The following is an 11,455-nucleotide window of genomic DNA, read 5'->3' as shown; positions in this document are numbered from 1 at the left end:
CGGGGGTGTGCCGGCGTGGCTTTGAGGTGCAAATATTAAGCGTGATAAGCAGCGTGGCAGCCCCAATGCAAAGTGCGCCGATTATACCCAAATTCGCTGCCAGCGGCTATGTTGCCTGCTTGGTCTGTATGGGCTTACAGTGGATTATATTTATTGACAAAAAGGCTTTTTTGCGGTGTAATGCCACGTTTTATTTTGTCGAAATCTTAGGAAGTATCATGAAACGCACTTACCAACCGTCTGTTACCCGCCGCAAACGCACCCATGGCTTTTTGGTGCGCAGCAAAACCCGTGGCGGCCGCGCTGTTTTGGCTGCACGCCGTGCCAAAGGCCGTAAACGTTTGGCTGTATAAGTTGGATTACCGTTTTGGTAAACGCTATCGCCTATTAAAAACGGATGATTTTTCATCCGTTTTTGCTTTGCGCTGCCAAAAAAGCCGCGCCTGGCTGCAAGTGCTGCGCGCGGACAACGGCCTAGGCCATCCCCGCTTGGGGCTGGTGGTGGGCAAAAAAACCGCCAAGCGTGCCAATAAGCGCAACTATATGAAGCGCAGTGTGCGCGAATGGTTTCGCCTGCACCGGCATGCTTTAGGCGCCGAAGACATTGTGGTGCGCGTGCGCCAATCTTTCGGCCCGGCCGAACAGGCGCAAGTGTGGCGGGTGTTGGATCAACTGCTTTTGGCCAAGCGCGCTTGATTAACATTGCTTAATCGACGCCGCTTGACCTTGGCGCGATAAGGAATCACCATGCAACGTTTATTGTTGCTGCTGGTGCGCTTTTACCAGTATGCCATCAGCCCGATGCTGCCGCCGCGCTGCCGCTATACGCCCACCTGCTCGCAATATGCGGTGGAAGCGCTGCAAAAACACGGTGCGCTCAAAGGCGGCTGGCTAGCGGCCAAGCGCATTGGCCGTTGCCATCCTTGGGGTGGCAGCGGGCACGATCCGGTACCTTAGATACCACACTCAAGATACCACACTCAAAAAATAATCTAACTGCGTTGGCTCGCCGCCTGGTTATATTACTTTTTGAGCTTGCCATCTAAAAACACCTTAAATTTTAAAGATTTAATCAACTGCAGACGGAATACACCATGGATTTTAAACGCATGATGTCGTTTTTTGCTGTGGCCATGCTGATTTTGCTGGGCTGGGAATATTTATTCCCCACGCCCAAGCCAACAGCAGCCACCACGCAAAGCGCGACGCAACAAGGCGCACCCGCCACCGGCGCTGCGGCACTGAAAGTGGACGCAGCCTTACTGCAAACCGAGCCGGTGGTGGTGACCACCGATACGGTAAAGGCCACCATTGATGAAAAAAGCGGCGACTTGCGCCGCCTGGTTTTGCTCAAGCACAACGCCACCAGCGACGCCAGCAAAGATTTTGTGCTGTTTGACGACAGCCAAAGCCATCAATACATCGCCCAATCATCGCTGCTCACGCCCGCCGGTGAATTTTTGCTGAAAGACGTGCCGTTTAGCGCTGCGCAAAAAAACTACACCCTCAATGGCGATGCCGTGGAAGTGCGCCTAAGTGCGCCGGAAACCAACGGCGTGCAAGTAGACAAGGTGTATACCTTCCGCAAAGGCAGCTACCTGATTGATGTGCGCTTTGATGTGACCAACAAAACCGCGCAGCCGCTGCAACTGGATGCCGCCTATCGCGTGTTGCGTGACGGCAGCGAGCCGGACGGCGCCGGTTATTTCGACCACACCTACAGCGGCCCTGTGCTGTACACGCCCGAAGGCAAGTTTGAAAAAGTGCCGTTCAAAGAATTGGACAAAGACTTTACCAGTGGACGCGAACAGGCCGACTATGTGCGCAAAACCGATACCGGCTGGGTGGGCATGAGTCAGCACTACTTTATGGCCACTTGGATTTTGCAGCCCAAAGGCGGCAAAACCATCTGTGAAAACGGCGTGTGCCAAATCGACATCCGCAAACGCAACGACGGCCTGTATTCCGCCGGTGTGCGCACCACTTTGCCCGCCATTGCCGCCGATGCCCAGTTGAGCTTCCCGGTAGCGCTGTATGCCGGCCCGCAAGAATACGCCACCATCACCCAAGTGGCCGATAATCTGCAATTGATTAAAGACTACGGCAAAGTACACCTGTTTGCCGCGCCCTTGTTCTGGCTGCTCAACAAGCTGCATGAATTTGTGGGCAACTGGGGCTGGGCGATTATCTTGCTCACCATTATTGTGAAAGCGGTGTTTTACCCGCTCACCGCCGCCTCCTACCGCTCAATGGCTAAAATGCGTGCCGTGGCACCGCGTTTGCAGCTGCTCAAAGAGCAATACGGCGACGACCGCATGAAAATGCAGCAAGAAATGATGGCGATGTACAAAAAGGAAAAAATCAACCCGCTGGGCGGCTGCCTGCCGATGTTGATTCAAATTCCGGTGTTTATCGGCCTCTATTGGGCGCTGTTTTCTTCGGTGGAATTGCGCCAGGCGCCGTGGATTGGCTGGATTACCGACTTGGGCCGCAAAGACCCTTACTACATTCTGCCCATCCTGATGGCGATTACCATGTTTATCCAAACCCATCTGAATCCGCCGCCCACGGATCCGATGCAGGCGAAGATGATGAAAATCATGCCGGTGGTGTTTTCGGTGATGTTCTTCTTCTTCCCGGCAGGCTTGGTGCTGTACTGGTTGTCGAACAACATCCTCACCATTGCTCAGCAGTGGTATGTGAACAAAACCATTGAGAAACAGCAAAAGTTGCATCCGCATGCGCATGGCTAGTTTAAGGCTGTGACAAAAAACACTGCGCCCGTTGGTTGATGATACCGACGGGCGCAATGCTTTTTTATGAGCAAGCTATATCATTTAGCTGAAGATAGCACTTATACCAATCCTAAAAAATAATACCAATTCTAAAAAATAACCTAACTGCGTTGGCTCGCCTTGCCGTACTACTTGTACTGTCTTCGGCTTGCCGCCTTGTTATCTTATTTTTTAGAATTGGTATAACCTTAAATTAAATACGCAAAATATGGCATAGGATGCGCCAAGGCCTATTCTATGAGTTCATTTAATTTCGATGAATTGGAAAATAGTTTATTTTTTAGAATTGATATTGCTCGTAAAGGCTGCCTGAAAGCCTCGAATCCGTCATTGTCGAACTGGATTCGGCAATGACGGTTTTTACATTTCAGGCAGCCTTAGGATGCGGCCACAAAACCCATAAACGGTATAGCGACCAAAACAATATGCTGGTGTTGATGGCAGCATACAGTGTCAGCATGAAAGGCGTGCGGGTGTCTGAGCCGGCGAGCAGGCCGTGCAGGGTAATCAGGGCATAGGCCGCAAAGGCCAGCGGATGCACCCAGCGCCATAAGGCCATGCCCAGATGACGACGGCCATAGTAGGCCAGCAAAATCAGCACAAACAAATAAAACCCGACTTGCCCCCAGCCCAGCCACAGCCATTGCCGGTGTGGCAGCGCAAACGGCAGCAGCAGTTGCCACCATTGCGGCTGCAAATAAGCATCGCCCAGTAAAATCAGCGCATGAAACAGCGTAAGCAATACGCCCAATAAGGCCAAAAAGTCATGCAGGCTCAGTGCCAGCGGTGCAAAGCCGGCTTGCCGTGCGGCTTTGCTCGACAACAGCAAACCCAATAATACGCTGCCTGAAAGTGCCGTATAGGCCACCACCCCCGCGGCCCGCGCCAAAAGCCAATAACCTGTTGCTTCGCTGCTCTGTAAGGATTGTACTAGGGGTGTTGTCCATTGATTTAAGGCTGCGGCAGCCAGCAGCAGGCCGGCGAACAGAGCCAAGAAGGTAATCAATCCATTGATGATTTTCATAATAATACCTATTGTTGCGTTGATGGCGGTGCCGTGTGCCAGTCGAATATACCTGCGCTTTGCCAGCCATATTGTTCGCTCAGCCAACAGGCCGCCAGATGAGCTTGTGCTGCCAGCCAAGGCTTGGCGGCGGCACTGCCCAGTATCAAGATAGCTTTGGCCGCCATTTCCGCCGTTACCGCATCGGCGGCATGCACAGTGGCGTTGATGATGTCGCTGTGGCCGGAAATGCCGCTGCGCGGGTCGATGATGTGGTGGCATGTTTGACCATGGCGCTGCCAATGGCGGTAATCGCGCCCGGAGGTGGCTACCGCACCGCTGCGCAGATAAAGCAGCGCCGCATCCTGTTGCGGCAGTAGGGGATGGGCAACCGCCACTGTCCAGGCCGCGGTATTTGCTGGCGTGCCGCAAACTGCAATATCGCCACCTGCATCCACCAGCACTGCGCCATGCACATGCAGCTTTTGAGCCGCTTGCTGCGCGCACCAGCCTTTGGCAATGCCGCCCAAGTCGAGCTGTGTGCCGTTCAAATCCACGGATTGCGTGGCTTCGTTGCACGCAATCCGTTGCCAATCGGGTACGGCTGCGGCTTCAGGCAGCCTCTCCGGCTGCTGTCGATTCAGTTGCTCAAAGCTGCAGGTATAACCGGCGGCGAGCAGGGCAGGCAATATGGTGGGGGTAACCAAGCCATTGCTGCTGCGTGCCGCTTGCAAGGCTGCCTGCAATACCGACCACAATACGCCGCTCACTTGGCCGCTGCCGTACCGGTTTAGGCAGCTTAATTCGCTGTCGGCATCAAAGCGGCTGAGCTGTGCCGACCATTGCGCAAACCATGTCGGCGTTTGCTGCAATGCCGCTGCGGCAGCGGCAGAATCGCTGTCGAGCACAAGCTGTATCCGGCAGCCCATGGCATCAAACTCAATACTGAGCATGGCTGCTGCACCCTAACGTGAAGAGCGAGTGCGCACCACCGGTGCAGCCTGTTGGCGGCGCACTTGGCGCAAGCCGGGTAAGGCGTTGTTTTGCGGTAGCTGTGCTGCCGACACCCGGCGCAAAGGCGGGTTGGCGGCGGCAGGCAAAGGCGGGGGCGCGGCGGCCGTGGTTTTATTGGCGGCAGGCAGCAACATCAGCCAGCCGCCGAGCACCGCCGTCACGGATAAGCCAATCAGGCTGATTTTGGCCAACAGCACATTTCCTTCGGCAGATTTAGCCATCATCGCGCTCCGATTCTTCATGTTCATCATGCTCGCGCACGTATTGCTGATTGGCCGGATTGGGCTGAGCCATTGGCTGGCCGGGTGCCGACAATACTTGGCGCTTATTGGCATCAATGTAAATCAGGCCGCGATCGGCGCTGATTTCATAGGCCACGATGCCGTCAAAATCGACCAATTGCGGCGGCTGTAAAAATTGCGCTCCCGGCAAAGCTTGGCGTGCCACATCCAATGCCTGTGCGGCACTCAGTGCCGTGGCCGGTGCTGATGAAGCGGCGGGCAGCGTGGCTTGTGTCACTGCGGGTGCCGCGGTATCGGTATTTGAGGGTTGCTGCAAAGCGGCCACCACGCCGCCCAAAAAAATCAATGCAAAAGCGCTGATCAGCGCACATACCCATAAGGCTTTTTTGTCCATTTTCGTCTCCCGTTGCTTATCTGTCTGTCTACCGTGCTTTATCGGTGATGGCCGATAAGGACACGGACACACCATACTGCCCCCACATTAACGGAAACTTAAAGCCATATTGGCGCCAAAAAAGATAATCAACAAGCGCTTAAGCCGCCGTTAATCCGGCCACCACCAACGAGCCGCCCGAGCAGGCTGTGGCCTGGATGCAGCAGTGTAGGGATGATGTGTTTCAGGCAGCTTAGTAATACCCATTCGAAAAAATAACCCAACTTCGTTGGCTCGCTTATCCGTACGTATGTAGTGTCTTCGGCTCTCCGTCTTGTTATCTTATTTTTTCGAATTGGTATAACTTAGATTAAGCAGCGTCACTATTTTGTTTAGTGAGCCTTTACAAGTAAGTGCGTATCTTCAGCTAGAAAATAATTTCCATTCTATACGAACAAATAATTTGTTAAATTTAGAATATTTAACCTATCTGTATGATAGTAAAAATATATTAGGATAATTAAATATTTATTATGCGGAGTGGTTATGCTATAAGACTTATCAACGTTTAATCATACTAAATCAGCAGAACCAAGCAGCGATATAGGGATTGGGCGGATTTAAATTTCTAACAATATCTAAAATAAAAGGAAACATCATGCAGTTTGTTAAAACCAGCCTAGTTGCGATTGCGTTGAGTATTTTGCTGGCCGCTTGCGGCCAAAAAGCGGTGCAGGAAAGCACCACTCAGGCGGCCTCAACACCCGCATCTGCTGCGGCCAATGCCAATACCTACTTAGTGGCTACCGATGCCACTTATGCCCCGTTTGAATTCCGTGATGAGCAAGGGCTGATTGTGGGCTACGATATTGACCTCTTTGAATGCCATTGCCGAAGATCAAGGCTTTAAAGTGCAATTTATCCACCAGCCGTGGGAAGGTATTTTTGATACCTTGGATAGGGATGAGCGCGCCATTGTGGCGGCCGGCGTTACCGCCACCGAAGAGCGGCACCAAAAATATGCCTTATCCAACGGCTATTATTTCTCGCCTGATCTGGCCGTTTATACCGACAGCAAATTGGATTTAAAAACATTTGCTGATTTAAAAGACCTTAAGGTAGCCACACAGATTAAAACCTCACGTATCACCGATTTACAGAAATTAAAAGGCGGTAATGACAAAATCATCGCTACCGACACGCTTTATCTGGCGCTGAAAGAAGTGGTGGGCGGCAAGGCCGATGCAGTGGTGGGCGATGAGGCGGTATTGAAATACTATATGCAGGGCGAGCCGAGTGTTGCGTTTAAATCATTTGAATACGCCCCCAACGCCACGGTGCCTGAAATTGTATTTGTACTGAAAAAAGGCAACACCGAATTGCAAAGCAAAATCAACACCGGTTTGGCCAATATCAAGGCCAACGGTGTATACGCCAAAATCAACCAAAAATGGTTTGGCTCTGCATCGACAAAACCGATGGCAGCATCGCAATAAGCTGGAATCCGTAAAAAAGCCTGTAAACCAATGTTTGCAGGCTTTTTTGTGGGTTTTATAGTGAAATAAAGAATAAATGATACAAGGCGCGAAGCCGCAGACAGTACAAGCAGTAGGGCACGGCAACGTCGTAGCACTTTTTTATGCATTTTACTATATGTAGTCACCCCTGAAGAATCCATTCTTCCCGACTCTCTCCCACCCACCCCATAAGCCAAAAATACAACCACGCCAGTAATTTGCGCAGGTTGTAGGCAGCGGCAGCCAGAATCGGGTTCAAACGGTTGCCTGCTTCCCCTTTCAGGTGGTTTCTGCCCATACGGTTATCCGCCTTTAAGTGGCCTATTATCGGTTCTATTGCTGCTCTGCGTTTCATCCATCTTTTCATACTGCGGCTCGCTGTTTTCGGAATCTTACCGACCAGATGGATGATAGGCTTGCCCGATCCGTTTTGTTGATGTCCCCGGTATCCTTGGTCACAGTAGACATGTTGCGGGCTATGCCCACACACTTGCTGCATGTGTGCCAATGCATCAGCCAGTGTATGCCCGTCGTAAGGGTTGGCTAATCCTTGGGCACTCAATACCCAGTTGTTCTTCGAGCTGCTGACGAGGGAAACTTTATTACCGAATTCGTATTTTTTGTGTGCTTTGCCTTTGCCGATGCAATGCACTGCGGTTTCATGCCAACTGTAGATTTTGTTGGTGTCGCCGGTTTGTTGTCGGTAAATCAGTCGGGCGCGATCCAATAGGCTTTGTAGGGCTTGATCGGTTTGGCTGCCTTTGCGTTCCAGTTCGCGAATGATGCGGCCAAGGTAGTTTTTTAAAGTTTTGCAGGCTTTGTTGGCACGTTTGTATTGGCGGGCATGACGATAGCGGTTGTTGAGGATGAAGGCTTTCTTGCCGCTGCGCGCATAGCTTTGGCGTAAGGGAATATTGTGCTCTTGAGCGGCTTTGACCAATACTTGCCGGGCTTTGTGGTAGAGCTTGGCGTCTGTGGGAAAGGTGATGTTCTTTTCTTGTACGGTGGTGTCGACGTTGATGTGGTGAAATTCGCTGGGTTGGATGGCACCGCTTTCTTGGGCTGTGCGCAGTGTTTCAATCAGTAGGGCTTCGGCTTTATCTCCTACCCGCCGGCGCCATTTGACCAGTGAGGTGGGGTGTAGGGAAGTTGGTGCTGTAGGAATGAGTAGCCGCAAAAATATTGCCAGTAGGGGTTTTCCAGCCAGCGTACCAATACGCTTTCATCGCTTTCGTCAAAGGCGTGTTTGAGGTAATGCAGTCCGGCCAAAAGGCGGGTGGGTAGCGGCGGGTGGCCGGGGCCGGTGGTGTAGACGGTGTCGATTTGGGTGGCGATTCTGTCCCAGTTAATCTGATGCGCCAGTTTAACCAATGGGTGGCTCATGTTGATGATTTGGGACAGCTGTAATTGGAATAGGTCGGGGTGGTTGTCCGTGTGTTTGGGCTTCATAACTGCAAGGTTTTTGGGGTAGATTGGGGGTTTCTTGCAGTTGATTATAGTGGATTTTGAGCGTTTGTTTAATTAAATCATGAGGGTGGGGATTCTTCAGGGAGGACTATGTATTCAGGCTGCCTGAAACTGTGCACAAACGCGATTATACCAACCCTAAAAAATAACTTTAAAGATAAGAGCCGTTTGGCACTACCATTTGCGTAGGCACGTAGATACCATCTCTCGCATCAAGCCGCAATGGTTATTTTGGCCTGATATTCGCATTGGTGCTTCAACACACCAAAGCAAATCTGTACCAAGCGGCGCATCGCTGCGCCGATGGTCTGCATTTCCGTTTTGTTTCTGGCTTTCAGTCTGCGGTAATGCGCGTTAATATCCGGATTCCACGTTTTTGCAACCACCGCAGCCATATACAACTTAGCTCGTATGACCGAACTGCCCCGCTTGGAAAGCATGGCTTTGCCTTTGTGTTTGCCGGATTCCCGTTTTTCGGCACCAATCCCAAATAGGCAGCCATTTGCGAGGCGGAGGTAAAATGTTTGCTATGATAGAGCGCAACCATGCGCAATGAAACCACTTCACCTACACCGGGTATGCTGCGCAGTAAAGCACGGTCTTTTTCAAATCAGGATGCCGGTCAATATGTTGTTCGATTTCCTGTGTGATGGTGCTAATCTGCTGCTTCAAATTGGTCTGCATGGTGCTGATGGACTGGCTGACCGCTTCGGGAACAGCGCTGAATCCGGCTTTCTCCATGCGGTTGTCTTCACGCTGCAGATCGCTTTGCAGCGCATCTAGACGGGCTAGTAGTGCGTTGAGCCGCTTGATGTGGGGTGCAGCAGGCTGCCATTGGCGTACTTTGTGGTGCATGAGGCGGTCAATACCGGCTCTGGCCAGTGACTGGCTATCAGCCTTATCGGTTTTGTGCAAGCTGTCGTATTTGGCATAATGGGCACTGTCGGCAGGATTAAGCAGATAAACGGCGATGCCTTTGTTATGCAGGTACTCTGCCAATGCTTCGTGGTAAACGCCGGTGGCTTCCATGAAAATTTTGAGTAGGCTTAAGTCTTCACCGATGTTTTTATACAGCCATTCTGTCAGTTGGTTAAAGCCTTGGAGGTGGTTTGGCAATGCTTTGGTTTTGATTTTACTGCTGCCAATGTCGCGGATAAGAGCACAATCTAATTTGTTTTTGCTGATGTCGATGCCCAATACTTGGAAGTTCATCATAATCTATCCTTATTTATGCAGTGTCTTGCGGGCGCTGCCGCGCACTGGATACCATTCAGATTGTAGGATGAGGTGTATGGCAGTGTTATCTACATTTCAGTGTCGGGCACTTGGGTCGGATACAGTTTGCTGCCATACGGGGCGGGAATAATACGCGTTTTACTCACCGCTTGAGAGATACAAGGTCGGATTCTTGAATCCGACGTTTGGCTAAAGTGATGCGAGTGCTTTGTTCTGCACACAAGTGTCGGATTCAAGAATCGACCTACGGGCTTCTGGTTGCCGTGGCGGTTATGAATGCAAACGGCGCATATGCAGCCACGACACCAATACCGACAACAGCAAGGCCGAAAATACCACTGCCAGCGATACCGCCACCGGGATATGGTACCACTCCACAATCAGCATTTTGATGCCGATAAAGGTGAGCACAAAGGCCAAGCCGTATTTCAGGTATACAAAGCGGTCGATGATATTGGCGAGCAGAAAATACATCGCCCGCAAGCCCAGCACCGCAAACAGATTGGAGGTGAGCACGATAAACGGATCGGTGGTCACCGCAAAAATGGCCGGAATGCTGTCGACCGCAAAAATCACATCGCTTAATTCCACCATAATCAGCACCAGCAGCAGCGGCGTGGCCACGCGTTTGCCGTTTTCGATGGTGAAAAAGCGCTCGCCGTCCAGATTTTTGCTGATGCGGATGTGCTTTTTCAGCCAGCGTAAAATCGGATTATCGCCAAAATCTTCTGCTTCTTCCGCTTGCGGTTTGAGCATTTTCAGGCCGGTATACACCAAAAATGCGCCGAATACATACAAAATCCACGCAAATTCACGTACCAGCACCGCACCCAAAAACACCATAATCATCCGCAACACAATGGCGCCGAGCACGCCATACAGCAGCACGCGGTGTTGGTATTGCGGCGGGATTTTGAAGTAGGCAAAAATCATCACAAATACAAAGATATTGTCTACCGCCAGCGCCTTTTCCAGCACATAGCCGGTAAGAAAAGCCAGGGTTTTTTCGTTGGCCACTGCCGGGCCGTAAGCCGGGTTGCCCGCCAGCTGAAAATAAAGCCACAAGGCAAACAGCAGCGACACCAGCACCCACACCACGCTCCAGGCCAGTGCTTCTTTGGTGCTCACTTTATGGGCGCCGCTTTTTTTCAGCGTGAGCATGTCGATGGCAATCAGCAGCAATACCACACTGAAAAACACGCCGTAAAACAGCGGCGTGCCGATGGATTGGATGGGTACGGAAGACATGGTTTTCTCTTTACAAAATTAAGCCTAGAGGCTGCCTGAATGATAAATACCAATTCGAAAAAATAACCTAACTACGTTGGCTCGCCTAGCCGTACTAGGTGTACTGTCTTCGGCTTGTCGCCTTGTTATACCAATTCTATAAAATAACCTAACTGCGTTGGCTCGCCTTGCCGTACTACTTGTACTGCCTTCAGCTCGCCGCCTTGTTATCTTATTTTATAGAATTGGTATTATCTTATTTTTTCGAATTGGTTTACGGCTGCCTGAAACCAAAAAAAGACTGCCTGAAAGACAGTCTTTTTTGCCAATCGCCAAACTTAGCGTTTGAACATATTGCCGAATTTTTGGTTGAATTTGTCTACGCGGCCGGCAGAGTCAACGATTTTTTGCTTGCCGGTGTAAAACGGATGGCATTCTGAGCAAACTTCGATGTTGAAGCTGTCTTTGGCCATGGCAGACTGAGTGGTGAACGTGTTGCCGCAAGAGCAGGTTACGTTAACGTCGTGGTAGTTCGGATGAATATCGGTTTTCATGGTTAATCCTTTAGGTCGGCGGGCACA

At 51.1% G+C, this 11,455-nt stretch carries 13 protein-coding genes and 2 pseudogenes; 6 read left to right on the top strand and 9 right to left on the bottom strand.

From position 1 onward, the window contains the following. Positions 1-218 precede the first annotated feature (218 nt). The 4 genes from rpmH (at position 219) to yidC (ending at position 2,753) form a co-directional block, all read left to right on the top strand. Positions 219-353: a 50S ribosomal protein L34 gene (gene rpmH / locus JQU52_RS14670; protein WP_004283944.1), complete on the top strand. Its 135-nt coding sequence runs from the start codon at positions 219-221 to the stop codon at positions 351-353. Between the two features lies 1 nt (position 354). Continuing rightward, complete coding sequence (gene rnpA / locus JQU52_RS14665; protein ID WP_230339179.1) at positions 355-696, top strand: ribonuclease P protein component; 342 nt, start codon at positions 355-357, stop codon at positions 694-696. A gap of 51 nt (positions 697-747) precedes the next feature. Continuing rightward, positions 748-957, top strand: coding sequence for a membrane protein insertion efficiency factor YidD (yidD, locus tag JQU52_RS14660; RefSeq protein WP_230339178.1), 210 nt, complete (start codon positions 748-750; stop codon positions 955-957). Positions 958-1,094: 137 nt separating this feature from the next. Continuing rightward, the gene (gene yidC, locus JQU52_RS14655) at positions 1,095-2,753 is read left to right on the top strand and encodes a membrane protein insertase YidC (RefSeq protein WP_230339177.1); all 1,659 of its coding nucleotides are present in this window, start codon (positions 1,095-1,097) and stop codon (positions 2,751-2,753) included. A gap of 409 nt (positions 2,754-3,162) precedes the next feature. On the opposite strand, the gene JQU52_RS14650 is transcribed toward yidC, so the two are convergent. From JQU52_RS14650 to JQU52_RS14635, 4 genes are read right to left on the bottom strand one after another with little or no spacing between them, the layout of a single operon-like run. Continuing rightward, positions 3,163-3,819, bottom strand: a complete 657-nt coding sequence (locus JQU52_RS14650) for a hypothetical protein (RefSeq protein WP_230339176.1) — start codon at positions 3,817-3,819, stop codon at positions 3,163-3,165. An 8-nt stretch (positions 3,820-3,827) separates the two neighbouring features. Beyond that, positions 3,828-4,751 carry an FAD:protein FMN transferase gene (locus tag JQU52_RS14645; protein WP_230339175.1) on the bottom strand — a complete coding sequence of 308 codons (924 nt, stop codon included), beginning with the start codon at positions 4,749-4,751 and terminating at the stop codon, positions 3,828-3,830. A gap of 12 nt (positions 4,752-4,763) precedes the next feature. Next, positions 4,764-5,036 (bottom strand): hypothetical protein, encoded by a 273-nt coding sequence (locus tag JQU52_RS14640; RefSeq protein ID WP_230339174.1) that lies wholly within the window; start codon positions 5,034-5,036, stop codon positions 4,764-4,766. Beyond that, the gene (locus JQU52_RS14635; protein ID WP_230339173.1) at positions 5,026-5,448 is read right to left on the bottom strand and encodes a hypothetical protein; all 423 of its coding nucleotides are present in this window, start codon (positions 5,446-5,448) and stop codon (positions 5,026-5,028) included. Before JQU52_RS14635 ends, JQU52_RS14640 begins: the two co-directional genes overlap by 11 nt. A 637-nt stretch (positions 5,449-6,085) precedes the next feature. Here JQU52_RS14635 and JQU52_RS14630 point away from each other — a divergent pair. Both JQU52_RS14630 and JQU52_RS14625 read left to right on the top strand, forming a co-directional pair. Next, a complete protein-coding gene (locus JQU52_RS14630; protein WP_230339172.1) occupies positions 6,086-6,337 on the top strand; it encodes a transporter substrate-binding domain-containing protein in 252 nt (83 codons plus the stop codon). Further along, positions 6,297-6,923, top strand: a complete 627-nt coding sequence (locus JQU52_RS14625; RefSeq protein ID WP_230339171.1) for a transporter substrate-binding domain-containing protein — start codon at positions 6,297-6,299, stop codon at positions 6,921-6,923. Before JQU52_RS14630 ends, JQU52_RS14625 begins: the two co-directional genes overlap by 41 nt. A gap of 163 nt (positions 6,924-7,086) precedes the next feature. On the opposite strand, the pseudogene JQU52_RS14620 reads toward JQU52_RS14625, so the two are convergent. The 5 genes and pseudogenes from JQU52_RS14620 to rpmE form a co-directional block, all read right to left on the bottom strand. Further along, positions 7,087-8,393: pseudogene (locus JQU52_RS14620) on the bottom strand (IS5 family transposase). A gap of 230 nt (positions 8,394-8,623) precedes the next feature. Next, a pseudogene (locus tag JQU52_RS14615) lies at positions 8,624-8,958 on the bottom strand (transposase). A 20-nt stretch (positions 8,959-8,978) separates the two neighbouring features. Continuing rightward, a complete protein-coding gene (locus JQU52_RS14610) occupies positions 8,979-9,626 on the bottom strand; it encodes an IS110 family transposase (protein WP_230338180.1) in 648 nt (215 codons plus the stop codon). Between the two features lie 291 nt (positions 9,627-9,917). Next, positions 9,918-10,895, bottom strand: coding sequence for a TerC family protein (locus JQU52_RS14605; protein ID WP_328300752.1), 978 nt, complete (start codon positions 10,893-10,895; stop codon positions 9,918-9,920). 317 nt (positions 10,896-11,212) lie between these two features. Further along, positions 11,213-11,428, bottom strand: coding sequence for a 50S ribosomal protein L31 (gene rpmE / locus JQU52_RS14600; protein WP_230339170.1), 216 nt, complete (start codon positions 11,426-11,428; stop codon positions 11,213-11,215). Between the last annotated feature and the right edge of the window lie 27 nt (positions 11,429-11,455).

This window comes from Paralysiella testudinis, from assembly GCF_016894345.1.
Lineage (GTDB): Bacteria > Pseudomonadota > Gammaproteobacteria > Burkholderiales > Neisseriaceae > Paralysiella > Paralysiella testudinis.
The sequence above is the reverse complement of the archived record's forward strand: the minus strand, read 5'-3'. Positions and strand labels throughout refer to the sequence as shown.